Annotated in this window: 24 protein-coding genes; 18 read left to right on the top strand and 6 right to left on the bottom strand. The window is 43.6% G+C overall.

From position 1 onward, the window contains the following. The first annotated feature begins 46 nt into the window (after nt 1-46). The 13 genes from flhA (at nt 47) to LZ23_RS04725 (ending at nt 12090) form a co-directional block, all read left to right on the top strand. On the top strand, nt 47-2149 hold the full coding sequence (flhA, locus tag LZ23_RS04785) for a flagellar biosynthesis protein FlhA (protein ID WP_045212060.1): 2103 nt from the start codon (nt 47-49) through the stop codon (nt 2147-2149). After that, a complete protein-coding gene (locus LZ23_RS04780; RefSeq protein ID WP_045212058.1) occupies nt 2139-3215 on the top strand; it encodes a flagellar biosynthesis protein FlhF in 1077 nt (358 codons plus the stop codon). Before flhA ends, LZ23_RS04780 begins: the two co-directional genes overlap by 11 nt. Before the next feature lie 363 nt (nt 3216-3578). After that, nucleotides 3579-4397: a MinD/ParA family protein gene (locus LZ23_RS04775; RefSeq protein ID WP_045212056.1), complete on the top strand. Its 819-nt coding sequence runs from the start codon at nt 3579-3581 to the stop codon at nt 4395-4397. After that, on the top strand, nt 4351-5139 hold the full coding sequence (locus tag LZ23_RS04770) for a FliA/WhiG family RNA polymerase sigma factor (RefSeq protein ID WP_045212055.1): 789 nt from the start codon (nt 4351-4353) through the stop codon (nt 5137-5139). Before LZ23_RS04775 ends, LZ23_RS04770 begins: the two co-directional genes overlap by 47 nt. Nucleotides 5140-5148: 9 nt before the next feature. Next, the gene (locus LZ23_RS04765; RefSeq protein ID WP_045212053.1) at nt 5149-5532 is read left to right on the top strand and encodes a chemotaxis response regulator CheY; all 384 of its coding nucleotides are present in this window, start codon (nt 5149-5151) and stop codon (nt 5530-5532) included. 327 nt (nt 5533-5859) lie between these two features. After that, on the top strand, nt 5860-6552 hold the full coding sequence (locus LZ23_RS04760) for a flagellar basal body-associated FliL family protein (protein WP_045212052.1): 693 nt from the start codon (nt 5860-5862) through the stop codon (nt 6550-6552). Further along, nucleotides 6553-6861 (top strand): hypothetical protein, encoded by a 309-nt coding sequence (locus LZ23_RS04755; protein ID WP_045212050.1) that lies wholly within the window; start codon nt 6553-6555, stop codon nt 6859-6861. A 195-nt stretch (nt 6862-7056) separates the two neighbouring features. Next, entirely contained in the window at nt 7057-7470 is a 414-nt protein-coding gene (locus tag LZ23_RS04750; RefSeq protein WP_045212049.1) for a hypothetical protein, read from the top strand. An 8-nt stretch (nt 7471-7478) separates the two neighbouring features. After that, nucleotides 7479-7784 carry a hypothetical protein gene (locus LZ23_RS04745; RefSeq protein WP_045212047.1) on the top strand — a complete coding sequence of 102 codons (306 nt, stop codon included), beginning with the start codon at nt 7479-7481 and terminating at the stop codon, nt 7782-7784. Nucleotides 7785-7815: 31 nt separating this feature from the next. Beyond that, nucleotides 7816-8781, top strand: a complete 966-nt coding sequence (locus LZ23_RS04740) for a tRNA dihydrouridine synthase (protein ID WP_045212117.1) — start codon at nt 7816-7818, stop codon at nt 8779-8781. Beyond that, complete coding sequence (gene ispH, locus LZ23_RS04735) at nt 8756-9616, top strand: 4-hydroxy-3-methylbut-2-enyl diphosphate reductase (RefSeq protein WP_045212046.1); 861 nt, start codon at nt 8756-8758, stop codon at nt 9614-9616. The genes LZ23_RS04740 and ispH overlap by 26 nt, the downstream gene beginning before the upstream one ends. Before the next feature lie 555 nt (nt 9617-10171). Next, complete coding sequence (locus tag LZ23_RS04730; protein WP_045212044.1) at nt 10172-11128, top strand: chemotaxis protein; 957 nt, start codon at nt 10172-10174, stop codon at nt 11126-11128. Nucleotides 11129-11205: 77 nt separating this feature from the next. Then, nucleotides 11206-12090, top strand: a complete 885-nt coding sequence (locus LZ23_RS04725; protein WP_045212043.1) for an amino acid ABC transporter permease — start codon at nt 11206-11208, stop codon at nt 12088-12090. A gap of 7 nt (nt 12091-12097) precedes the next feature. Here the strand turns inward: LZ23_RS04725 and LZ23_RS04720 are convergent, their stop codons facing one another. Continuing rightward, nucleotides 12098-12529 carry a PspC domain-containing protein gene (locus LZ23_RS04720; protein ID WP_045212041.1) on the bottom strand — a complete coding sequence of 144 codons (432 nt, stop codon included), beginning with the start codon at nt 12527-12529 and terminating at the stop codon, nt 12098-12100. 173 nt (nt 12530-12702) lie between these two features. Here LZ23_RS04720 and LZ23_RS04715 point away from each other — a divergent pair, with 173 nt between their 5' ends. After that, nucleotides 12703-13827, top strand: coding sequence for a cysteine desulfurase family protein (locus LZ23_RS04715; RefSeq protein WP_045212039.1), 1125 nt, complete (start codon nt 12703-12705; stop codon nt 13825-13827). A gap of 82 nt (nt 13828-13909) precedes the next feature. Here LZ23_RS04715 and uxx1 read toward each other — a convergent pair whose 3' ends face one another. From uxx1 to LZ23_RS04700, 4 genes are all read right to left on the bottom strand, one after another. After that, nucleotides 13910-14110: a UXX-star selenoprotein family 1 gene (gene uxx1 / locus LZ23_RS25290; RefSeq protein WP_084590893.1), complete on the bottom strand. Its 201-nt coding sequence runs from the start codon at nt 14108-14110 to the stop codon at nt 13910-13912. A gap of 97 nt (nt 14111-14207) precedes the next feature. Then, on the bottom strand, nt 14208-15860 hold the full coding sequence (locus LZ23_RS04710; RefSeq protein ID WP_045212037.1) for an ABC1 kinase family protein: 1653 nt from the start codon (nt 15858-15860) through the stop codon (nt 14208-14210). 212 nt (nt 15861-16072) lie between these two features. Continuing rightward, nucleotides 16073-16414 (bottom strand): phasin family protein, encoded by a 342-nt coding sequence (locus tag LZ23_RS04705; protein WP_045212035.1) that lies wholly within the window; start codon nt 16412-16414, stop codon nt 16073-16075. Between the two features lie 34 nt (nt 16415-16448). Next, nucleotides 16449-17798 carry a TrpB-like pyridoxal phosphate-dependent enzyme gene (locus LZ23_RS04700; protein WP_045212033.1) on the bottom strand — a complete coding sequence of 450 codons (1350 nt, stop codon included), beginning with the start codon at nt 17796-17798 and terminating at the stop codon, nt 16449-16451. A gap of 643 nt (nt 17799-18441) precedes the next feature. Here LZ23_RS04700 and infA point away from each other — a divergent pair. The 3 genes from infA (at nt 18442) to LZ23_RS04680 (ending at nt 21121) form a co-directional block, all read left to right on the top strand. Beyond that, the gene (gene infA / locus LZ23_RS04690; RefSeq protein WP_045212030.1) at nt 18442-18660 is read left to right on the top strand and encodes a translation initiation factor IF-1; all 219 of its coding nucleotides are present in this window, start codon (nt 18442-18444) and stop codon (nt 18658-18660) included. 365 nt (nt 18661-19025) lie between these two features. Next, on the top strand, nt 19026-19883 hold the full coding sequence (locus LZ23_RS04685; RefSeq protein ID WP_045212028.1) for a PHP domain-containing protein: 858 nt from the start codon (nt 19026-19028) through the stop codon (nt 19881-19883). 47 nt (nt 19884-19930) lie between these two features. Next, nucleotides 19931-21121, top strand: a complete 1191-nt coding sequence (locus LZ23_RS04680) for a peptidase U32 family protein (RefSeq protein ID WP_045212116.1) — start codon at nt 19931-19933, stop codon at nt 21119-21121. Here LZ23_RS04680 and ettA read toward each other — a convergent pair. Beyond that, nucleotides 21114-22796: an energy-dependent translational throttle protein EttA gene (gene ettA / locus LZ23_RS04675; protein ID WP_045212026.1), complete on the bottom strand. Its 1683-nt coding sequence runs from the start codon at nt 22794-22796 to the stop codon at nt 21114-21116. The genes LZ23_RS04680 and ettA overlap by 8 nt on opposite strands. 363 nt (nt 22797-23159) lie before the next feature. On the opposite strand from ettA, the gene LZ23_RS04670 reads away from it, so the two are divergent. After that, nucleotides 23160-24302, top strand: coding sequence for a pyridoxal phosphate-dependent aminotransferase (locus LZ23_RS04670; protein WP_045212025.1), 1143 nt, complete (start codon nt 23160-23162; stop codon nt 24300-24302). The last annotated feature ends 399 nt before the right edge of the window (nt 24303-24701 follow it).

Raw genomic sequence — 24701 nt, 5'->3', positions numbered from 1 at the left:
GAATACTTTAGAACAATCCCTAACTTCAGACTAAGGTGTCAAATATATGTCAGTAAGAGCAAGTGTAGCCAACTTAGATTACGAAAAATTCACCCGCCAGGGAGATATTCTTCTGGCCTCTGGTGTAGTGGTCATCCTCTTTGTCATGCTCATCCCCCTGCCCACTATTATTCTGGACATCATGCTCACCTTCAACCTGTCCTTTGCCTTTGTAATTCTAATGACCGCCATGTTCATCAAGACACCTCTGGAGTTTACCATCTTTCCATCACTTCTTCTGGTAACTACTCTCATGCGCCTGGCTATAAATGTGGCCACAACGAGACTGATCCTGCTCAACGGTGAGTCAGGCACCAACGCAGCCGGCAAGGTGGTTGAATCTTTTGGCAATTTTGTTGTGGGAGGAAACTACTTAATAGGCATTGTCATATTTTTGATTCTTTTTGCCTTGAATAAAATGGTAATCGCTACTGGAACCACAAGAATTGCTGAAGTCGCAGCAAGGTTTACCCTGGATTCTCTGCCTGGCAAACAGATGTCCATTGAAGCTGATTTAAACGCGGGCCTGATTGACGAAGAAGAAGCCAAAAAACAGCGCGAAGGCATACGAAGAGAGTCAGATTTTTATGGGGCCATGGATGGCGCAGGCAAGTTTGTATCAGGTGATGTCAAGGCAGGCATGCTTATTACTGTAATCAATATTGTCGGCGGCCTGCTCATAGGTATCTTTCAACAGGGCATGAGCTGGAATGAAGCAGCCCAGACATATACCCTTCTTACCATTGGTGATGGTCTTGTGGCTACAATTCCTTCCATCATCATCTCCACATCCGCAGGTATAATAGTCAGTAGAGCTGCAGCAGAAGCTCAAATGGGCGAGGAATTCATCGCCCAGTTGACCAATCATCCCAGAGCACTTAAGCTTGTATCCGGTGTACTGTTTCTTTTTGCACTGGTTCCAGGCATGCCAACATTTGTGTTTCTGCTTCTTTCAGGCTTTTTGTTTTCTGTCTCATTTTTCTCTCAGCGCCAAAAAAATGAAGCCCAGGAAAAATCTCCGGCCAAAAGAACAGAACAGGCTCCTGGCATGGAAACTCCGGAAGAAGTACATGCACTTTTGCCTCTTGATGTTCTTGAACTTGAAGTTGGTTATGGACTTATTCCTCTCGTGGATGAGGATCAAAGCGGCAACCTGCTGGCCAGAATAAGATCCATACGCAGGCAGTTTGCCCTTGACATGGGCGTTGTTATACCTTCACTTCACCTGCGGGATAATTTACAACTCAAACCCGGAGAATACGCAGTTATCATCAAAGGCAACCAGGTTGCCAGAACTGAAATAATGATAGATCATTTTCTGGCTATGGATCCAGGAGATGCCAAACACAGAATCAAGGGCATAGAAACTCTTGAACCGGCTTTTAATCTTCCAGCCCTGTGGATACCTGAAAACAAAAAGGAAGAGGCTGCCATGGCCGGATACACTGTGGTTGATCCTTCTACGGTCATAGCAACTCATTTGACAGAGATATTCAAGCACAATCTACATGAATTTCTGGGCAGACAGGAAACCCAAAATCTGTTGGACAACCTGTCTCAAAGAGCTCCCAAAGCAGTTGAAGAGCTGGTACCTGGAATTGTCAGTCTTGGAGTACTGCAAAAAGTTCTGCAGAACTTAGTCAAGGAAAAGGTTTCCATCAGAGATCTTCTGACTGTCATTGAAACCCTGTCAGATTTTGGACAGCAAACCAAAGACCCTGAACAGCTGACTGAGTTTGTCCGTCAAAAAATGGGCCGCACCATTGTCAAACCCTATTTGACCCAGGATGGTGTATTGCCAATCATAACAATGGACAGTAATATTGAGTCTGCGTTTCAGGATGGCTTAAGGCAGACAGACCACGGCACTTATCTCGCTATGGAACCAAAACTGGCTCAAAAGATAATACAGCAGATCAGTAAAATCATGGAACAGACCATGGTTCCTGATGGCCAGCCCGTTCTTTTGACCACACCGGTCATCAGGCCTCATCTGGCTCAATTGCTTCTGCGTTTTGTCCCTAATTTACCTGTAATATCTCAAACTGAAATTCCGGCAAACATCCAGCTTGAATCAGCTAATACTGTGAGCTTAAAGAATGCAGATTAAAACTTACCGTGGTGAATCATACTCAAGCCTGATCCGTCAGATCAAGAAAGAGCTGGGCTCGGATGCAGTTATCTTGAGCAGTGATTGTATCAACACCAAAGGTAAGAAAAGTTATGAAGTGGTTGCAGCCTTGGAACATGGGCCTGACGCTCCTGCCGGCAACAAGCCTGAACATGATATCATGGCTCGAGGCGACAGCTCAGGTTCTGACTCTGAATGGAGAATGGAATGGGAAACTTTTAAAAACAGCTTCTATAAAATAATCAAGAATAATGTACCCGGCCCCAACATCACCAAAAGACAGAGACAGATCCTTGAATATTTAGAAAAACAGGGAGTATATCCGGAGGTTATCATGGATCTGTGGTCAGCTCTCGCTGAAAATATTCATCAGCCTACTCTTAAAATTCTGGGTGATCTTGTGCCGACTTCCTCATGGGATAAATTTATCTCTAAAGGCAGAATGCATGGGATCATAGGACCAAGCGGCGCCGGGAAAACTACTACAGTCCTCAGGCTGGCCTTAGAGGCCAGAAGAAAGAATCCACACTGGAAAATATGCCTCGTCAATACAGACATGCTCCATGCCGGCGGCAGGCTTTATCTGAAGCACTACGCTTCATTATCAGGGCTGCACTATACTGAAATCACAGATGCTTCTGACTGGCAGGAAATTAAGACAGAAAAAGATAAATTTGATCTTATCCTGGTTGATACTCCCGGTTTTGGACAGGATGAGGCTCCAGTCAGTAAACAGGTGGTTGATTTGCTGGGTATGCAATGCCACATGATTTTGAGCCCGGTTTATGGTTCTACTCAAATTGATCACTACCTGCAGGTTTCCAGGCAAATTCCCTTAAGCAGCATTATCTGGACCAAAGTGGATGAAGCCTGCAGTTACGGTGCTCTGGTAAATGCCTCATGGAAAAGTAAACTTCCTGTATCTTACTGGTCTTTTGGAAAATCCTTAAAGGAAAGCTCTTCATCTGCTACCCAGGAAAATCTTTGGATGCTGATTTTTAAGAAAAAAATTCCCGGCAGTAACGGAGCGGAAAAGGACAGATAAAATTTATGTAACAGCTTAGCTCTTTGCATTTGGCATGGGTGCTGGATAAACTTTGTATTTATTCACCCTGCTCTAAGGACAGTCTGTATCCTGGCTGGTTTTCTTTTGCTACAAACTCCCAGCATGAACCCGTAAGTCAAAACCAGCAATTTATTCAAGCAGCCAAAAGTCCGCCTTCATATCCTTGATTTTGACTAACGGGCTCAGGGATGGTCAAACAGGCAGCAATGGCGAAAACCAACCAGGATACAGGCTTTACACAAAAGTGAAAAAATGTAGTGAACAGTTACTAAACTTTTAACATTAAACGCATAAAACTGTTACTAACCTTGAGCTTTCAAGTTCAAGAAGTGAGCTGAAATTATGAAAAAGAACAAACTACCCATGGTGCTCTCAGTCACTTCAGGCAAGGGCGGAGTCGGCAAGACCAACATTTCAGTCAACCTGGCATATTGTCTCAGCAAGCTGAACAAAAAGGCACTGATCCTTGACGCGGACTTAGGACTGGCCAACGTTGATGTCATGCTTGGCATCACTCCCAAACTGAATCTGTTTCACCTGTTTCATGAAAATACGCCAATAGAAGATATCATAGTCAAAACAGAATATGGGTTTGACATACTGCCTGCTGCTTCCGGTGTCAGCGAAATGCTTTCCTTAAGTACCGGCCAGAAACTGGAACTGCTTGAAGCCATGGATTTTATGGAGGATAGAATAGACTATCTTATTGTAGACACAGGTGCGGGCATAAATGAGAATGTATTGTATTTTAACCTTGCTGTTCAGCAAAGACTGTTGATACTGACCCCTGAACCTACATCTTTGACTGACGCTTATGCGTTAATTAAAATACTCAAAACAAGACATGACATTGATCGCTTCAAGATTGTGGTCAACTGGGCAAGATCAAAAGAAGAAGCTAAAAATGTCTTTAAAAAACTTTACAATGCCTGCGATCATTTTTTAAGTGGAGTTTCCCTTGAACTTACCGGAATCATTCCTATGGATCAAAAAGTTAAGAAAGGTGTTGCAAGTCAAGTCCCCTTTTGCCATTATGATTCGAGTGCGCCTGCATCTAAGGCAATGATAAATATCGCCAAAACAATATTAAACTGGGAACCGGACCAAAACTTAGATGGCAATATCAAATTCTTTTGGAAAAAACTCCTCTTCCAGGAATAATTTCTGGCAAATCCTTGAAAACAAGGATGTTTCCTTCCAGGAACTTACTGCGCGGCAGCAAAATGATATTGTCAGGTCATACTCACATAAAATCAAAATCACTGCTGCCAGGCTCAAGCACCGGCTGCCCAAGCATATTGAGGTTAACGAACTGGTCAGTGCCGGCACGTTGGGGCTTATGGAAGCTCTCGGCAATTTTGATCCCAGTATGGGGATTAAGTTTGAAACATTTGCTGACAATCGCATCCGCGGAGCCATGCTTGATGAACTTAGAAAAATGGACTGGTTTTCCCGAGGCCTGCGCCAGAAAGTAAAAAAACTGGAAGAAACCATAAGAAATTTTGAACAGGACTCAGGAAAACAGCCCACTAACCAGGACTTGAAAAAACTTACCGGTTATACCAATGACGAAGTGGAAGAAGGCCTGGTAGCGCTTCAAAACCAGATTTGCCTGAGTCTTGAAGCCATTCAGGAAAACTTTACTATTGCAGGCGAACAGGATATGAGTTCCGAACCACAGGTCAGCGCTATCTTTAATGATCTGGTTGACAAAGTGGCAGCTATAATCGACAAGTTAACCGACAAAGAGCGGTTGGTTCTGTCATTATATTATGAAGAAGAACTTACCATGAAAGAAGTGGCAGGAGTCCTGGAGATTACAGAAGGAAGAGTATCTCAACTCCATTCACAGGCAATAGGCAAAATTCAGAAAAAATTCTTGCAGGAGCATGATCAAATTTAGGAGGAAACAATGCCCACCAACAAAAACATGCGTATTCTTGTAGTTGATGACTTTTCCACAATGCGCAGAATCATTAAAAATATTCTCCGACAACTTGGATTCACCAATATGGTGGAAGCTGATGACGGCACAACCGCCTGGGAAATTCTTAATAAAGACAAAATTGACTTTGTTGTCAGCGACTGGAATATGCCCAAAATGACCGGGATAGAACTACTGCGAAAAGTTCGTGCCAGTGAAGAATTCGCAGACATGCCTTTTCTTATGGTCACTGCCGAAGCACAGCAGGAAAACATTATTGAAGCTGTGCAGGCCAAGGTTTCCAACTATATTGTAAAGCCCTTTACTGCTGATACTTTAGGCCAGAAAATCGAAAAAATTTTTGAAAAGTAGCTGATTTATAAGCCCCTTGCATTCGGTGTTGCTGTGCCCACAACCCATTTTTTACAAGAATAGTTAAGTTTGGGCGATAACCTTACTTTTCAGGCTGAAGATTGAAGTCTTAAGGCTGAAGTCTTAAGGCTGAAGGCTGAAGGCTGAAGTCTTAAGGCTGAAGGCTGAAGTCTGAAGGCTGAAGAATAAGGATCTTGGGCATCATTGCTCTTTCAAAATAAAATAAATTTGACGTCTGATCTCTGATTCCTGACCTCTGACGTCAGACTATAACTGTTTATCGATCATACAACATTTATAAAGCTTCTCATTAGCACATAGTTAACCATGGCTGACAAGGACACCTCAGAAGACAAAAAGGTCACTCTCGACAGCAGTGAACTGGACATAGACCGCGCCAAGGACAAAGTTGAGCTTGACCTTGATGATGCTCCATTTCTGGAAGAGGAAGATGAAGAAGCATTTCCAGAGTACCAGAAGCAGGATGATGGCGACGATGACGAAAGTCATGATCAAGCTGATGATCTTGACGGCAAGGATGCCGGCAGGAAGGGTTTTGACAAAAGAATCATTATAGCAGGCATTATCGCCCTGCTGCTGTTAATAGCCATTATCATATTTATTTTTTTCAGACCTGAGCGTGAGCCTTTTGATCCTGATGATCCTCATTCAATTGCTGACACAATGCCTGAGTTTGTGGATTTTGATGTTGAGTTTTTTGAAGATATCGTTCATCTGCAGTCATTTATGATTGAGCTGAGGGATGATAAATCTATTCAATTTCTTTTTGCAGAATTTTCTCTTCCGGCCCATAATGAACGGATTTATCGTGAAATCAAAGATAAACAGATTATTTTGCGTGATGCCATATATTATTATCTCAGAAACCAAAGTGCGGACTTTTTAAACAACTGGGACAATACTGAAAGAATTCGCAGTGATATTCTGTCCATTGTTAATCAGTATCTGAGTACGGGCAACATCCAGGAATTGTTGATTGAGGAGTATCTGGTGAGATAAATGATCAGACCAATTGATTTGCCTGTGGTCATATCACAGGCACCTCTGGCTCAACATATTCAATTTGCGGCACAAAGTGCGCCAGGAGTTCATCAGGCCTTTCTGAGCCAGCTTGTCATTCAAAAGCAGCAAAGAGAATCACAGCAGATCGCTAAAACTGAAAAGCCAGCCCAGACTTCCTCCAATGCCATCAAAGAGCGCGAACCAAAAGGCGGTTCGTCCGGACACCATGAGCAGCAACAGCATGAAGAACAGCAGACTCCTCATAACCCTGATGCAAGAGATCCCATAGTAGACATCAAAGTCTAAACTTTGTAACTGTCTGGCCCTGTTCAGGAAAAACAGAGGACAGGCACTCCGGGACCCGCTTGAGCAGTAACAGATGTTTTAAACGTGTCATTTATGAGGCCAGTGGTCCCCACTGAAGAGCCAGTCACTGCTCCACATCCAAAGACCTGAAATATTACAATTACTAAATTTTAAAAATATGTGTAACTACTCGCCATGACTTTTTTTCAATGGATCATTATTGTAATAAGCGGTATCGAAATAATTCTGCTGGTCTTGGTATTTATTTTCTTTTATCGACTTAGAAAGTCTGAAAAACTCCTGGCCGATCTGAAAAACAATCAGAAAAGTTTTCTTGAAAAATTAGAATTTAATGCTCAGCTTGAAAAAGAACTTGTTTCAACCTTTGAAAAAAGACAAAAAGAGCTCATCAACCTCGAATCCAAGATGGATCAGAGAGTACGTGAGCTTACAAGACTCATAAGGCAGGCAGACAAGTACACCAAATCTCCTGATTTTATGAAAAATGTCATTGTCTCTGGATACCGCAATGGCAGATCCATAGACGAACTTGTCAAATCAACAGGTTTATCCCGCGATGAAATTGAACTAATTATTGATGGACACTAAACATAATCATGCGCATCTTTGATAAAAAAACTCAAAATGAATCCGCCTATCTGTCTCTCGATAACCCCAGAGTCAGAAAATTCCGCGCAAAATACAGGGTCGGTGAAGTTGTACCTGGAATCATTCTTGAGTATGATGCGCCTAAGCTGGCCTGGGTCCTTGTGGACGATCTGCGTCTAATGGCCTGGGTACTGAAAGATTACTTTCGGGGTCAAAGACTTCATTTACTCATTGAAAGTGTTTATCCTGAAATAGTTATGCGTGAAATAGACCTGAGTTCTGAAGGCAGCAAGGGGTTGAGCATTATTGTCTGATTTAAAAGCCCATGCTGCATCCCTGCCCTTTATGCCAATCACGCCCGATAAACCATGGCTTGCCCCCCTAGCCGGATTTTCTGATCTCCCCTTTCGCCTGCTTTGTCGACAGTATGGCAGTGCAGCAGCTTTCACTGAAATGATCAGCGCCAAAGGACTCATCTACAAAACCGCCAACACACTTTCCCTTTTACGGACTTGTCCTGAAGACTCACCACTTGTCGTTCAGTTATATGGCAACGAGCCGGAAGTAATTTACAAGGCAACACTCATCCTTGTTCAGGAAGGGTATAAATATTTTGATTTAAATTGCGGATGCTCGGTGCGCAAGGTTACCAAAACCGGAGCAGGCGCTGCACTCATGCGTAATCCAGACTTGCTGGTGGAAATTTTCTACGCCATGGCTGAGGGTGCAGGGCATAAACAATGTGGAATTAAGTTCAGACTGGGCTGGAGCCACGATTGCCTGACATATCTGAATATTGCAGAAAAACTGAAGTATTCCGGCATCGGCTGGATAACTCTTCATCCGAGAACAGCCACCCAGCTCTTTTCCGGCAAGGCCGCCTGGAAATATCTCAAAACCCTTAAAGACTCCACACCCATTCCCATTATAGCCAGCGGAGACCTGTTTACTGCCCAGGATGCCATAAGATGCATTGCTGAAACCAATGTGGACAATATCATGTTTGCCAGGGGAGCCTTGAACAATCCTGCCATATTTCTTCAATACCTGATGCTGAGAAGAAAAATGACAAGTCCTGAATTTAATGTGGAATTTATCCGGGAAATATGCTTGAATACAGTTTCTTTTTACAGAACTTACTATCCATCACATAAAGCTGTTTTAAAAATGAGAACTGTATTACCGAGAATGATACGAGAAATCCCCGGCTCAAAGGAAATTCGCAAAAAAATAATTGCCTGCCGCAATTGGGATGAAATTCAAGAGGTCATTACAGGAGAAATACATGAGCGCCAAAATACTCCTTGCTGAAAGCGCTGGATTCTGTATGGGAGTCAGCCTTGCTCTGGCTAAACTTGATAAAGCTCTTCAGGAAATAGATATTCGCAGAATCTTCACCTTTGGGCCCATAATACATAATCCCCAGGTACTAGCCCATTACCAAGGCAGGGGCGTACAAATTACCCATGACTGGAGTGAACCATCTAAAGGAGATATTGTTCTCATCAGAGCTCATGGCATTCCATTAGAAATTGAATCTAAACTCAATCAAAAAGATATTCATATCATTGACGCCACTTGCCCAAAAGTTAAAAAGGCACAAATCCTTATCAGTAAAAATTCCAGAAATACTGATTGCCTCCTGCTTTATGGCGAACCAGAACACCCTGAGGTCAAGGGACTTCTGAGCTATGCCAATACAACCGCTCACCTGTTCGAAGATTTTGAACAACTAAAGGATATCAAGCTTACATCAGGACGCCACTATTGCCTTGCTGCGCAAACAACTCAAGACAGAGAGCAGTTTCAATTAATGGCTGAGTATCTCAAGTCGGATCTGGATCCTGATCTTCTTTTTATGGATACCATATGTGATGCCACAAAGAACAGACAGGTAGAGACCATTGAAATTGCCGCGCAGGTGAACTGCATGCTTGTTGTCGGAGGAAGGACCAGCGGCAATACACGCAGACTGTGCAAAGTGGCTTCAGAGTACTGTCCAGTCTGTATACATATTGAAACTGAAGAAGAGTTATCGCCAGAAATGATTCATGGTTTTTCATGCATTGGATTGACTGCAGGTGCTTCAACTCCTGATGATACAATCAACAAGGTTTATCATAAACTTAAAGCTATGCTCCATTGATGTGCAAGAAAATGTAGGGGCATTAAACGTTTCAAAAAAACTAAACGGGTTTTTCCTGCAACCCAATTGAAGCAAGTATTGTAAAGCTGGAGGTTAGTAACTTACCGTTTCAACCCTTAGAAAAAAACAAGAAATTTAGTATCTGTTTAGCGCTTTGCATGTGGCATGGCTTCCTGCCCGGAGGCATACAGCCCGGAGGGGGACTGGCTCTTCCGGGACCCACTTGTCCCAAAAAATGAGATATTTTAAGCACAAAATGATGTTCAAGTGGGTCCCGGAGTGCCTGTCCCCTGCTTTCCTTAAAAGCGCTAAACAGATACGAAATTTATTTAACCTTGAAAGAGCAATGATGCCCAAGCTCCTTATTCTTCAGCCTTCAGCCTTCAGCCTGAAAAGTAAGGTTATCGCCCAAACTTAAATATTCTTGTTTAAATTGGGTTATGGGCACAGCCCGCATTAGGTTATTAGACCTTATTGGTCATGCCGGTGTTCAAATTTTCTTATATTATGCTACATGTATACAAATATTTCTCAACAACATAACGGAGCATACCCATGACGCAGTCACGGATTCTATTGGAATCAGGGACCAATGAACTTGAAATAGTTGAGTTTTACCTGACGGAGACTCTCAGTAATGGACAGGAGTACAAAGGGTACTATGGTGTCAATGTATCCAAAGTTCTGCGGATTATTCACAGACCAGCAGTTACAGGTATGCCCAACCTCTCCCATCCGTGCATTCTTGGTGCTTTCAACCAACGCTCTCGAATCATTCCTCTGGTAGATCTGTCAGTCTGGCTTAGCAAAAACAGGCCTGACAAGGACACTGAAAAAGTTATTATCACGGAGTTTAACAAGCTTATCAACGGCTTTCTGGTTTCCGGGGTAACCAGAATACACCGTTTAAGCTGGGAACAGATAGAAGCACCTGATCAGTATACTGACCGTTACAGTTCCAACAGTATAACAGGGGTGGTCAAGATTGAAGACAGGATAGTCTTTCTCATTGATCTGGAAAAAATAATAGCCGAGCTCAATCCTGATGCAGGTTTAAAGCTGGATGAAGATATTGACTGGAAAACCAGTCGTGAGTTTACCGCTCTTATTGCAGATGATTCCACAATAATAAGGAACATGATCGGAGACCTTCTGGAAAAGGCCGGATTCAAGGTAATCAAGACAAAAAATGGACAGGAAGCACTGGACTATATTGAAAAGCTTAAGGCCATGGCTGCTGAGAAAAACCAGCCAGTATCTTCAATGTTGCAGATTGTTATCTCTGACATAGAAATGCCTGTTGTTGACGGGTTTAATTTGACAAAAAGAATTAAAACCGACCCTGCCTTAAATCATCTGCCAGTCATTCTATTTTCTTCTCTCATAAGTGAGCGCCTCAGGCATAAGGGGGAATCAGTGGGTGCTGATGATCAGATATCCAAGCCTGAAATTTCTCTGCTTACCCAGAAGGCCAGAGCACTTATTGAAAAATCATTGCAATACGATGTATAGTGCGTGCTTCTTCAATTATCAAACTTTAAGCTGCAAGGCTACATTATTCACATGCTGAAAAATTACAGGATTTAAGTTTGTTATCCAATAGACCCAAGCTGACTATCTTAGATGCGGTTGTGATTATCAGTCTTCTAACCGCAGGAACCATCATTTATATTCGTATTGTAAAAGGGTTGGAGTACAATTGGGAATGGTCCTTTATTCTTCAATACATATATCGCTATGATCACAACACTGAGTCATGGGTGCCTGGAATGCTTGCCAGGGGGTTTTTCACCACCATTCGCCTGAGCATTTGGGCAACACTACTGGCCATCATTCTTGGAACCTTAATCGGTCTCTTCAGAACCAGCAGCAACCTGCTGCAAAAGCTCATAGGTTTCAGTTACGTACAAGTAATACGCAATATTCCACCATTAGTACTGGTATTTATTTTTTACTTTTTTGTCAGTGACCTGGTCATGCCCGCCATTGGCGTTGAGGAATTTTTCCGCAACAGATCCGAAACGACCCAGAGCATCCTCAGCTTTCTGTTTGCACCAGCAGGTCAATTTCAGTCTTTCCTGTCTGCAGTAATCACTCTGGCCATATATGAAGCAGCTTATATTGCGGAAATAGTTCGTGGGGGCATCAATTCCATACCCAAAGGACAGTGGGAATCTTCCGCAGCTCTTGGTTTCAACCGCAGACAGCAACTGACAATGGTCATCCTGCCCCAGGCCTTTCAACGCACCTTGCCCCCTCTCGCCGGGCAATTCATTTCCACCATCAAAGATTCAGCAATTGTTTCTATTATTTCCATTCAGGAACTTACATTTCAAGGCATGGAACTTATGGCTGCTACATATAAAACATTTGAAATCTGGATAACCATCACTTTGCTGTATTTTACCCTGACATTCACCTGCTCAAGACTGATAGGCAAATTGGAAAACAGGCTGGCCAGAAAATACAGGTAAATTTTTTTCAGCCAGCTTTAACAATGCCCATGATAATAAACATGGTAGCAGGAAGTAAAAGCAAAAAGGTGGGAACTGTAAATAAAACAAGTAAAAGCTGGTCCTGATATAAAAGACCCATGGCAATGAAGGGAACAAGGTTACCTGTAACTCCAAGCATGGCATAGTTGTAAAACGACTTGCGACTTTCAATTTTCTTGCTTATTTCCTGAGGACTCAGATCCTGCTCTTTTGCAGGCAGGGCCATCCATGCCACAGTATAGATGAGCAGGGGCAGAATGGAAATGCCCATACCAGCTCCGGGAATAAAATTAATCAGCACAAACAACATGAAAAAAAATATTCTCAGGGCTACCCTGTTCAACTTTGTCTTGTCAGCAATACCTGCGGTAACTCCAGCAACGAGCGCTTCATCAGTAAGTCTGTAGTACCCTTTCATTAGTTCACCTTGATTTTTTGTAATAGTTTAGCCCCTTTTAACGTAAACAGGGGGACGGCAAATACCCTGTTCTGCCTTAATTATTTTTTGCTGTTTGCTCAACATGAAAAGTATCCATTCAAAAAAACACTGTAGATGTGTGCTGTGAATGGGTACAGCTGTAAGGACTTATCATGAAAAAACTATACTTTGATTATAATGCCACAACCCCGGTACACCATGAAGTTGTGAGAGCCATAAATCCTTATTTCACCGATGCATTCGGTAATCCCGGCTGTGCCCATATGCATGGAGTCAACGCCTGCAAAGCCATTGCAAAGGCTGTCAGTCAGGTTGCAGGACTAATTAATGCTGCGCAAGAACAGATCATTTTCACATCATGCGCTACAGAATCCAACAACCTGGTATTATTCGGGCTTCTCGAACCCGGTGATGAGCTGATTATTTCAGCAGTGGAACATCCTTCAATTATGGCTCCAGCACAACAATTATCCAGCCAGGGCGTAATCGTTAAGACAGCACCTGTTAACAGCAAGGGCCTCATCGATCCCCTGGAGGTTGTCAGTATGATCACCCCTGCTACTAAGCTGGTAAGCATTATGCTGGCCAACAATGAAACAGGTGCCATTCAACCTGTTGCAGAGTTGGGAGCCTATACCCGCCCTATGGATGTGCTGCTGCACACTGACGCTGCACAGGCAGTTGGTAAAATACCTGTAAATACAGACACCACAGGAGTAGATTTTTTGACTGTTGCGGGTCATAAAATGTATGCTCCCAAAGGAATAGGTGTCTTGTACGTTAAAAACCCAGAATTATTGAATCCCATGTTTTTCGGGGGCGGACAGCAAAACAGCATCAGACCAGGCACTGAAAATGTGCCCTATATCGCAGGTCTTGGACGGGCTTGTGAACTGGCTGATCATGACCTGCATAAAGAAATCAGCAGACAGAAAAATCTGGGGAAGATCCTGCTGCAAGGACTCAATAGCCTGGGAATTGACTTCATGGTTCACAGTGAAAAGGCCCTTAGACTTCCCAACACCTTGTCCATAGGCTTTGGAGGATTTAGAGCCGGTGATATTTTATCCGACATGATTGCCATGGAAATATCTGCTTCTGCTGGCGCAGCCTGCCATGGAAACTCCGTCCACATGAGTTCAGTACTCCAGGCCATGAAGGTTCCGACCCATTACGGCCTTGGCACTATTCGTTTTTCATGGGGCAGAATGACCAGCAATAATGACATTCAGGAACTGCTCAGCAGATTGGAACATATCTTTAAAAATAAGCGTTAAGCCAGTAAAGCACTCTTAAAAAGGGCATTATCCGTTCCTCAAAATATTTGAAATCCGGCACCCTGCCGGACAACTATACCCCTCATGATCCGCCAAAACCTATGGTAACTTTGCCATCTTCAACAATGAGCGGTACTCTGCGCTTTCCTTTTGAATATTCTAGCATTTGATCTAATTGCTCTGGATTTTTGACTACATCAACATAATCATGAACTTTCCTGGCCTCACGGGCCTTTCGAGTATAAGGTCATGAGCTTTTACCAAAAATAATTACTTTTGACACTTTTTCTCCTCCAAAAATCGTAATGGGTTAGACCTTGGATGTGGAATTGGGACTGGCTTTTCCGGGACCCACCTGCATCTTAATTGACACGCTTTTGTCATTTACGCCGGGATCTGATCATGGCCATGACCAGGCGCAGACTTAAGAAAAGACCAATTATATATCCTATCACTCCAAGGGTGGGATAACCCCAAAGTTTGGGACCGGTATCTGCGAGTATGACCATGCTGGAACCAAGAAACAAAGCACCGGTAACTATACCTACCACAAGACGGTTAACAATCCTTTCCAGTGTGGACTGCATGTCCTCCAGGTTCTCATGACGAAAACGAATGGCCAGATCCCCTTTGTCCAGCTTACTGACAATACCAAGAGCCTGCCTTGGAAATTCATGCTGAAATCTAAAAATATGTCTGATATTTCTATGGATCATCTTCAGCATGTTTGATGCGCTGAACCTGCTTTTGCTGAGTTTGTGCACCAGAGGTTCAGCTTCCTTTATTACATCCAAATCCGGATAAAGAGTGCGGGCAGTACCTTCAGCCGTTATCAGAGCTTTAATCATTATGGACAGATCTGTAGTCAAAATTCGTCCATGAGTGCGTAAAATAGAAGTAAGTTCCAGCAGCAACTGCCCAAGGTTAACCTCTTTAATCGGCATCCTTGTGAAAAGACTGATTACTTCCAGAACCTCATTTTGCAGCACATCACGATTGACATTTTCCTTGCCCATTGTAAATCCCAGCAAAATATCTGTGATAATCTCTACATCATTTTCCACCACAGCGCTTACAAGATCGATAAGCTCAAAACGGACCTTGTCAGTTAGTCTGCCCACCATGCCCCAGTCCAGCAAAATAAGGTTTTCATCCTCATCAATAAGAAAATTGCCAGGGTGAGGGTCAGCATGAAAAAAACCATGATCCAGAACCTGACGTAAACTCAGGGACAAACCTCTTTTTGCAAGGGTCGCCCTGTTTTTCAGGGAAGCAAAATCAACATCTTTCATTTTACTGCCCCGAGCCAGTTCCATAGTTATCACATGATGGTTGCAGTAATCAGGAAATGTTTCAGGTACCATGACACCAGGCTCATCCTTGAGGGTACTTCTCACAACCTGCATGGTGCGCATCTCACGAACAAAGTTTAATTCCTGCAGCATGAGCTTTCTTATTCTCTGAACCAGCTGGGGCAGGTTGTAAACCTTAAAAGATTCTAAACGCCCATCAAGACGCATGGCTATCTTTTCAAGTATATCCATGTCATTCTTGATAATCTCTTCAATTTCAGGACGTTGAATCTTGACAGCCACTTCCTGGCCATTACTCAGCAGCCTGGCTCTGTGAACCTGAGCCAGTGAAGCAGCAGCTATGGGCTCTACATTAAACTCTGAGAAAATACTGTCCAATGGCTGTTTAAAGCTCTTTTCCACCACATCTTTGATCCGTGAGAATTCTTCAGCAGGTACATCATCCTGGAGCTTGCGCAATTCGTGCAAAAGTTCGGGGGGAAGAAGATCAGCCCTTTGCGATAGAATCTGACCACATTTTATAAAGGTAGGTCCGAGCTCTTCGAGAACCATGCGCATCCTTTCCCAGGTATTGAGATGGGTGTCATGCACATGAATTTTTTCCAGATACTTTCTGCCCGGTATTTCCAATCGATCAACTATATCATCAAATCCATACTTGATAAGCTTTGCAATAATTTCTCGAAATCGACCTATGTGAGCTATTGATTTAATATCCATTAAGTTTTCCAGTGGGTAGCTTCAACCACCCCTTTGGCATCAATTGTTCGTAAGAGTTTAGCCCCATTGCATTTGGCAATGGGGCGGGCTCTTCCGGGATCCACCTGCCGCCAAAATCAGACTTTTAAAACAACAGTTGTTGCTCAAGTGGGTTTCATAATGATTGTCCCCGGTGGCCGAGGCATTAACTAAAACAAAGTGTCGCTGCAGTTCTATATATCAGTCCGTTTCTTATCATCTTCCAGTCGAAGAGTCTCCAGGGCGGAAACACGGTCTTCCAGGCTGGAAACCCTGGCTTCAAGATCTTCTACGTTTTCTTTACGGGCAATATCAAAAGATTCCATAGCAGAGTTCAAACTTTTATTAATCCACTCCTGAACCTGATTCTGCTGCGCTTCACTTTTCTGAAGAAACTCCTTGATAATGTTTTCACCTTCTTCAGCGCTTAATTTGCCTTTGTCCACAAGGGTATGTATTTTCTTTTCTATCTCTTCCGCAGTGACAATCACCAGGCCCAGCCCGGTGAAAAGACCTTTTTTGAATAAGTCTATCATTTCATATCTCCTTTAAAATGCTTTAAACAATTCGTCAAAACCCGACACTGGGACAAGTCTTCAGGGCTTCTTCAATTTCTTCATCTGTAAATGCCTTATCAAGCAGATCACCTCGCAGATAGGCGTCATAAGAGCCGAGATCCAGCAGCCCATGACCAGAGTAAAGAAAAACAATCACCTGTCCTGGATCAGCTTCCTTGGCCAAATCAATGGTGGCTTTGATAGCATGCGACGTTTCAGGCGCCGGTACAAAACCTTCAGTCTGCATAAAAAGTCTGGCTGCATCAAAAACTTCATTCTGATAATACGCCCTGGCTTCGGCGTAGCCGTGCTTGGCGATATGAGAAACAATAGGCGATTCTCCATGATAACGCAGACCTCCAGCATGAATCGGAGGCGGAAAATAGGCATGCCCCAGAGTATACATCTTCAGAAGAGGCGTTTTCTGGGCCATATCGCCAAAATCATAGGTAAAACGTCCTTTGGTCAATGTAGGGCAGGCATGGGGTTCTACAGCTACAAACCTTATGTTCTCACCCTGCATTTTTTCAGGCATATAGGGCAGAACAAGCCCTCCAAAGTTACTGCCTCCCCCAACGCAACCAACCAGGATATCCGGCTTTTCTCCAGCAATATCCAATTGCTTCTTTACCTCAAGCCCGGTAATGGTCTGATGCAGAATAACATGGTTCAAAACACTGCCCAGAGCATATTTGGTATCTTCATTGGCAGCAGCATCTTCTACAGCCTCAGATATGGCCAGCCCTAAACTGCCTCCTGAATCAGGATCTTTTTCCAGCACCTGCCTGCCAATGGCGGTTTTATCCGATGGAGAGGGAAATACCTCACCCCCGTATGATCGAATGATTATACCCCGATAAGGTTTCTGGTCATAGCTGCACCTGACCATATATACAGTACACTGCATATCAAACATTTTGCAGGCAAAAGACAAGGCTGTACCCCATTGTCCGGCACCTGTTTCCGTACTGAGCCTTTTAACCCCTTCTATCTTGTTGTAATATGCCTGAGCAATTGCTGTGTTGGGCTTGTGAGAACCAGCAGGGGAAACGGATTCATCTTTGTAGTAAATCCTGGCCTTTGTTCCTATGGCCTGTTCAAGCCGCCTGGCTCTTACCAGAGGAGAGGGACGAAATAGTTTATATATATCGAGCACAGGTTCAGGAATATCAATCCAACGTTGCATGGACATTTCCTGTTCAATCAGGGAGTTGGGAAAAATTGCCTCCAATTTTTCCGGAGCCAGAGGTTGGTTGGTACCTGGATCAAGAGGGGGTGCCAAAGGATCAGTCAGATCAGGCAATACATTGTACCATTGTCTGGGCATATCCTTTTCTAAAAGATTGATTTTAGTTGAGTCCATTTTGTTCGGTTCTCCTTTCAAAATGCGCTGATTTGCGACTCATGGTTTAAGTGTTATTGAATAATTGGTAACAGTATAGCCATTTGCATGTGGCACGGCTTCCTGCCCGGAGGCATACAGCCCGGAGGGGGACTGGCTCTTCCGGGACCCACTTGTCCAAAAAAATAAGATATTTTAAGCACAAAATGATGTTCAAGTGGGTCCCGGAGTGCCTGTCCCCTGCTTTCCTTAAAAGCGCTAAACAGATAGGAATAATTAATAATCTTTACAGATAATAATCCCTCAACAGGGGTGTTTGTTACCATCTCATAAGATACCACATCCCGCAATGCTTATCAACAGCTTATGATCCCCTTTTTCAGGAACGCGGAATGTCCCGCATATAGCTTGCTCAAGGTAGTTGTTTAAACATAATAATTTAGTAATTTACCATTTCATCTGGCTGTGCTCAGGATTTCATCGAATATACACAGATTCTTGACAAGACCGCCTCATCATCATAATAATTGTAGGATTAACAGTGGGAGCGTAACAAATCTGCCAGGAGCACAACATGATAATTAAAAATGTAATACCGGGTGTCTCTGCAGATGAAGCTTACCAGTTTATTGCATCTTAAATTAAAAATACTCAAGGAGTTATTATGGCCAAAGAAGAAGCTATTGAGGTGGAAGGCATAGTCGAAGAGGCTCTGCCCAATGCCATGTTCAAAGTAAAGTTAGACAATGGGCACGAAGTGTTGGGACATATTTCAGGTAAAATGAGAAAATTCTATATTCGCATCTTACCGGGGGACCGGGTCAAAGTAGAACTTTCACCCTATGACCTCACTCGTGGCAGAATAACTTACAGGTTTAAGTAACCTCAAAACTGAATTTACCCGCCACTCGCAGCCTCCCTGTCAGTAAATTTTATTGTATGCATCATTTAAGCGCCTTGGAAACTTACCGCTTAAATCCTGTCACAGAAAACAAAAAAATGGGTGACAGTGTATAGTGACAGGTCGCTCGACTTTGGGACTGTTTCCAATGGGAGCGTTTTTTTCCGGCATAAGAATTTCCACCATGAAACATGAAGACTCACAAAAAAAGATATAAGGCAGGCCACTCATGTCTTAAACTGCATTTTCTTCATTGCAAACATTATTCTGCTTTGCAAGCACTAACTTGCTGGCATAGTCCGCCTGATATTGATACTGTAAATTAACTATTGCACTCGAGGATTATTATGTCCCAGATAGACCTGCATGCTCATTCAACCGCCTCTGACGGCACATACACTCCCTTTGAGCTGGTTAGACACGCCAAAAACAAAGGGCTTAAAGCCATTGCTTTGACGGATCATGACACAACTGACGGCCTGGCTCAGGCCATGGAGGCTGGAAAAGATCTGGACATTGAAGTTATTCCAGGTTGCGAACTAAGCGTTGAGTATCCAGGCCTCATGCACATTATTGGCCTTTGGGTAACACCTGATGCTCCTGTGCTCTCCAGCGCCCTGCGAGAGCTTAGAGCCAAAAGAAACAATCGCAACAACATTATGATCAGCAAGCTGCAGGAAACTGGTGTGGACATCAGTTTCGAGGAAGTTAAACAACTGGCCGGAGATGCGGCCATGGGCAGACCTCATATTTCAAGGGTACTCATGAATAAGGGAATAATTTCAAACATCCAGGAGGCTTTTGACAAATATATCGGACCTGGCGGAGCAGCTTATGTTCCAAAAGAAAAATTCAGCCCTGAAAAGGCAATTGCCATGCTCAAAAACGAACAGGCAACCGTGATCCTTGCCCATCCTTTTTCTCTAAAACTCTCTCCAGAGGGCCTGAGAAAAGAACTTCTCAACCTCAAGGAAATGGGACTGGACGGAATGGAGGTCTTTTATCCTGAGCATTTTGCTGAACAAACCCGAACATACCTGAAAATTTGTCAGGAACTCGACCTTCTGCCAAGTGGAGGTTCTGACTTTCATGGATCCATCAAACCCGACATCAGTCTCGGCAAAGGAAAAGGCAAACTGAACATGCCATACTCCATTGTTCAGGACATGAAAAACAAAAGAATGGAGCAGGGACTTTGGACCTGAACTCATCCCTGCTTGCACAGCCTGAGTTACTTTGTCCTGCAGGAGATATGGAACGCCTCGAGACAGCCCTCGCATACGGGGCAGATGCTGTTTACCTTGGCGGTTCAGAACTCAATCTCCGGTCCAAGGCCAAAGGTTTTTCAAATGAAGAATTACATCTAAGCATTGAAAAAGCCCACTCTGCCGGAGCAAAAGCCTACTTCTGCCTAAACGCACTTCCTTTGCAAAAAGATATTCCCAAGGTAGAAAAACTCTTAGACTATATACTCTCCATGAGTTTTGATGCGCTTATAGTTGCTGATCCAGGGGTACTCAATCTCATCAGAAAAAGAAACAAAGATATACCTTTGCACCTCAGCACCCAGGCCAACACCTGCAACCTGCCTTCAATAAGTTTCTGGCAGGAGCAAGGTGTCAAAAGAGTAAATTTGTCCAGGGAATTAAGTATCAAAGACATAAATGCCATTTTAAAAAATTGTTCACAAATGGAACTGGAAATGTTTGTGCACGGAGCAATGTGCATGGCTGTATCCGGAAGATGCTTTTTAAGCGCACATCTCAATAAAAGATCAGCAAACCAGGGCCTTTGTGCCCATCCCTGCAGGTATGATTACCGGCCCCATCCAGTTGATCTCGAAGAAAAAACCAGGCCTGGATACCCTGTCTGGACTGTTAAGCAGGGACCTGGCTTTTCAAAGATTTTCAGCGCTGAAGATCTGTGCCTTGTTAAGTTCATTCCCTGGATGATCAGAAACAGGCTTCACTCTTTAAAAATTGAAGGAAGAACCAAAAGCGTTTCTTATATTGCCATGGTTGCGGATATATACCGTACAGCTATTGACGATTTCTTTAAAAAACAGTTCAGGCCCGCATTATATTTAAGTGAGCTTGGATACATCAGCACCAGACCTCTTGGATCTGGCTTCTTTCTTTACAAAAAAAAAATATACACCACACATCAGAAAGCAGCCCACAGAAGCAAAAAAATTCTGGCAAGAGTCATTGAGCGTTTAGGAGACCATAAATGGCTGTTACAGATCAAAGATAAGTGGAATTCTACTGACGATATAGAAATTATACTGCCAGGGCTGCACCGCCCGGTCATCCGTGCCGGGCAGTACAGCTTAGAGAACCTGAATGGCCAGAAAACCTCCCAGGTCAATTCCGGTGTAAATGCTTTTTTATGCGCTCAACACCCGGATATCAAAAAACATCTGTTTGTCAGAACTATTATCTGACCAGTTTACGATACCTGATTCTTTTGGGTATTTCCGCCTCTTTGCCCAGCCTTTTCTTTCTATCCTCTTCATATTCTGTGAAGTTGCCGTCAAAAAACAGAACCTCGCTGTTGCCTTCAAAGGCCATAATGTGAGTAGCAATGCGGTCAAGAAACCAGCGATCATGGCTGATGACCAGAACACATCCGGCAAAGTTCAGCAACCCTTCCTCCAAGGCTCGCATGGTGTTTACATCAAGATCATTGGTTGGTTCATCCAGCAGCAGAACATTTGCCTCCTGTTTGAGCATTCTGGCCAGTTGCACCCTGTTTCTTTCTCCACCGGAAAGCACACTGACCTTTTTCTGCTGATCTCCGCCTGTAATATTGAATCTGCCAAGATAAGCCCGGGCATTGATCTCTTTGCCAGCCATTTTGATCATATCATGTCCGTCGCTGATAACTTCAAAAACAGTTTTGTCTCCCTCAAGATCATCACGGTGCTGGTCAACATGAGCCAGCCTTACGGATTCACCAACGTTAATCTCACCGGCATCCGGCTTTTCCACTCCGGTAATCATGCGAAACATGGTGGTTTTACCAGCGCCATTGGGGCCAATTATGCCCACTATGGCACCTGGAGGAATAATAAAATGCATATCACTTATGAGCAACCGATCCTCAAAGGCTTTGGTCAGGTTTTGGGCCTCAATAACCTTACTGCCCAGACGTGGTCCAGGGGGGATAAATATCTCAAGCTCCTTTTGCTGTTTCTCGGTGTCCTGGTTGAGCATCTGCTCATAAGCCCCTATCCTGGCTTTACTCTTGGCATGCCTGCCACGTGGTGACATTCTGATCCACTCAAGTTCACGTTCCAGAGTTCTTTGTCTGTCGCTTTCTGATTTTTCCTCTCTGCGCAGTCGTTCTTTCTTTTGATCCAGCCAGGAAGAATAATTACCTTTCCAGGGTATTCCCCTGCCGCGATCCAGCTCCAGGATCCAGCCTGCCACATTATCCAGAAAATAACGATCATGAGTTACTGCGATGATGGTACCTGGATACTGTTGTAAATGGTGTTCAAGCCAGGCCACTGTTTCAGCATCAAGATGGTTGGTGGGCTCATCTAGCAGCAGAATATCAGGCTGTTGCAGCAGCAGACGGCATAAGGCCACCCTTCTTCTTTCCCCGCCGGAAACTTTGTCGAGAGTCATATCAGAGGGCGGGCATCGCAGGGCATCCATGGCCATTTCCAGTCTTGACTCGAGATCCCACGCTTCTGCGGCGTCCAACTTTTCCTGTACTTCGCCCTGACGTTCAATAAGCTTGTTCATTTCATCATCGCTCATGGGTTCAGCGAATTTTAAGTTAATTTCCTCAAACTCCTTGAGCAGGGCCACGGTTTCTGCGGCACCTTCCTCCACGACTTCTCTGACAGTGCGCTTTTCATTGGCCAGAGGTTCCTGCTCCAGATAACCAATGGAATATCCTGGAGAAAGAATGGTTTCACCCTGAAAATCCTGATCTACTCCTGCCAGAATTTTTAAAAGAGAGCTTTTACCTGATCCGTTCATACCGAGAACACCAATCTTGGCCCCATAAAAATATGATAGAGAAATGTCCTTTAAAATCGGTTTTTTATCATAAAACTTGCTGACCTTGACCATGGAATAAATAATTTTATTTGGCTCATTACTCATAACAATTCCTCATCCTTGTTAAAAAATTATGTTTATTTTGTAGTTTTGATGTTTGACGAATCTATTTTTGCCGGTTGTGAATGAGTCTTCCTGGAAAATCGCAGAAAGCATTACGCAATACTCAATGCTATCCTTGACAGATCCTTATATAATATAGTCAATATCGCTGTTTAGCAGCAAGCAGTTCTCATATCCTTTGCCGGCACAAGTCACAAGTCTTAAACAGGGTGGTTTATAAAATTGGCAAAATGTGCTTTTTCAGACCTCTGCATGAAAAAAAGCCCGTGCGAGGCATGAGGCCATGCCACGGAACATACTGAATACCATGGAACATGAAATAACAACTGACAACAGGAAAAAAACATGATCTCAAAAAGATGCTCAGCTCTAAAACCTTTCTATGTTATGGAAATACTGGAAAAGGCACGGGAAATGGAAAAAAGTGGCTCTAAAATCATTCATCTGGAAATCGGTGAACCTGATTTTGACACACCGGAATGCGTAAAAAAAGCAGCAGTCAAGGCCATGGAGCAAGGAGAAACACATTATACTCACAGCCTGGGGATTCTTGAGCTCAGGCAGACCATTAGCGAGCACTACGCCAAAACATACAATGTCGATATTGATCCAGGAAGGATCATCGTAACCTCGGGCACATCACCTGCCATGTTCATGCTCTTTTCAGCACTGCTGCATCCACAAGATGAAGTAATTATCTCTGATCCCCATTACGCCTGTTATCCCAGTTTTATATGTTTTGCTGGAGGAACCCCCGTTCGAGTGAGGGTCAGTCAGGAAAATGGATTCCAACTGACTGCCGAACTTGTTCAAAAACATCTAACTGAACGTACCAAAGGCATTTTCATCAATTCTCCGGCCAATCCCACAGGAAACCTCACACCACCTGAAACCCTTGCCAGCTTATGCAGACTTGGGCCTTATGTTATCTCTGATGAAATATACCACGGCCTTGTTTATAAAGGCAATGAGCACACTGCCCTTGAATTTTCCGACGAAGTGTTTGTACTTAATGGCTTTTCCAAACTGTATGCCATGACTGGCTGGAGACTGGGTTACCTGATAGCTCCTCAACCTTTTGTGAGAACATTGCAGATAGTTCACCAGAACTTTTTCATTTCTGCCAATTCTGTTGCCCAATGGGCCGGGATTGCAGCCCTTAAGGAGGCTGACCAGGACGTTGCCCGTATGAAAACCATTTATAATGACAGAAGAGAATACATGCTGAGCAGGCTCGAAGATATGGGCTTCGGCATCACCATTGAACCTACTGGAGCCTTTTACATCCTTGCCAATGCTTCATTTCTTTCAGATAATTCTTATGAGCTGGCTTTTGACATTTTAGATAAAGCCGGGGTTGGCGTAGCTCCAGGCATTGATTTTGGTCAGGGCGCTGAAGGCTATTTACGGTTTTCCTACGCCAATTCATTAGAGAACATCAAAACAGGCATGGACAGGCTGCAGAAATATGTTGAGTTACATGCTTAACATCTCAAGTGGGTGTTGAATTTTGAATGTTTCTTCTAAGTAACTAAAACCAAATACGCAATAAATTCAAAGTATTATGGTTTTGCCGTACAGATTGCTTCGGTCGCTTAGGCTCACTCGTGGGTGACAGGTTTTCATCAATTACATCCCTGACAGCTCAGGTGTCATTGCGAGCGAGTCTTCGAGCGCGGCAATCTGTAACGTGTTAAGGCTGATTTTTTAGTTACTCACACGTTCGGCCCCTGGTCCGCCCAGGTGAGGAGCTTACAAGTAACCAGAATCGTTTTGCTAATAAAATCAGACGCTTACAATTTTCTTATTCTTACGATTTTTACATATGATTGATTCTCAATTGCCAGAAAAGTTCCGTCAAAGATGAGAGCTTTACGCCTGGCACAG

It is taken from the genome of Desulfonatronovibrio magnus, assembly GCF_000934755.1.
In the GTDB taxonomy this organism is placed as follows: domain Bacteria; phylum Desulfobacterota; class Desulfovibrionia; order Desulfovibrionales; family Desulfonatronovibrionaceae; genus Desulfonatronovibrio; species Desulfonatronovibrio magnus.
This window is presented reverse-complemented; position numbering and strand designations above follow the sequence as displayed.

Coding starts and splice junctions, on each gene's coding strand:
- flhA (WP_045212060.1), top strand. CDS start 47: ATGTCAGTAAGAGCAAGTGTAGCCAACTTAGATTACGAAAAATTCACC.
- LZ23_RS04780 (WP_045212058.1), top strand. CDS start 2,139: ATGCAGATTAAAACTTACCGTGGTGAATCATACTCAAGCCTGATCCGT.
- LZ23_RS04775 (WP_045212056.1), top strand. CDS start 3,579: ATGAAAAAGAACAAACTACCCATGGTGCTCTCAGTCACTTCAGGCAAG.
- LZ23_RS04770 (WP_045212055.1), top strand. CDS start 4,351: ATGGCAATATCAAATTCTTTTGGAAAAAACTCCTCTTCCAGGAATAAT.
- LZ23_RS04765 (WP_045212053.1), top strand. CDS start 5,149: ATGCCCACCAACAAAAACATGCGTATTCTTGTAGTTGATGACTTTTCC.
- LZ23_RS04760 (WP_045212052.1), top strand. CDS start 5,860: ATGGCTGACAAGGACACCTCAGAAGACAAAAAGGTCACTCTCGACAGC.
- LZ23_RS04755 (WP_045212050.1), top strand. CDS start 6,553: ATGATCAGACCAATTGATTTGCCTGTGGTCATATCACAGGCACCTCTG.
- LZ23_RS04750 (WP_045212049.1), top strand. CDS start 7,057: ATGACTTTTTTTCAATGGATCATTATTGTAATAAGCGGTATCGAAATA.
- LZ23_RS04745 (WP_045212047.1), top strand. CDS start 7,479: ATGCGCATCTTTGATAAAAAAACTCAAAATGAATCCGCCTATCTGTCT.
- LZ23_RS04740 (WP_045212117.1), top strand. CDS start 7,816: ATGCCAATCACGCCCGATAAACCATGGCTTGCCCCCCTAGCCGGATTT.
- ispH (WP_045212046.1), top strand. CDS start 8,756: ATGAGCGCCAAAATACTCCTTGCTGAAAGCGCTGGATTCTGTATGGGA.
- LZ23_RS04730 (WP_045212044.1), top strand. CDS start 10,172: ATGACGCAGTCACGGATTCTATTGGAATCAGGGACCAATGAACTTGAA.
- LZ23_RS04720 (WP_045212041.1), bottom strand. CDS start 12,529: ATGAAAGGGTACTACAGACTTACTGATGAAGCGCTCGTTGCTGGAGTT.
- LZ23_RS04715 (WP_045212039.1), top strand. CDS start 12,703: ATGAAAAAACTATACTTTGATTATAATGCCACAACCCCGGTACACCAT.
- LZ23_RS04710 (WP_045212037.1), bottom strand. CDS start 15,860: ATGGATATTAAATCAATAGCTCACATAGGTCGATTTCGAGAAATTATT.
- LZ23_RS04705 (WP_045212035.1), bottom strand. CDS start 16,414: ATGATAGACTTATTCAAAAAAGGTCTTTTCACCGGGCTGGGCCTGGTG.
- LZ23_RS04700 (WP_045212033.1), bottom strand. CDS start 17,798: ATGGACTCAACTAAAATCAATCTTTTAGAAAAGGATATGCCCAGACAA.
- infA (WP_045212030.1), top strand. CDS start 18,442: ATGGCCAAAGAAGAAGCTATTGAGGTGGAAGGCATAGTCGAAGAGGCT.
- LZ23_RS04685 (WP_045212028.1), top strand. CDS start 19,026: ATGTCCCAGATAGACCTGCATGCTCATTCAACCGCCTCTGACGGCACA.
- LZ23_RS04680 (WP_045212116.1), top strand. CDS start 19,931: ATGGAACGCCTCGAGACAGCCCTCGCATACGGGGCAGATGCTGTTTAC.
- ettA (WP_045212026.1), bottom strand. CDS start 22,796: ATGAGTAATGAGCCAAATAAAATTATTTATTCCATGGTCAAGGTCAGC.
- LZ23_RS04670 (WP_045212025.1), top strand. CDS start 23,160: ATGATCTCAAAAAGATGCTCAGCTCTAAAACCTTTCTATGTTATGGAA.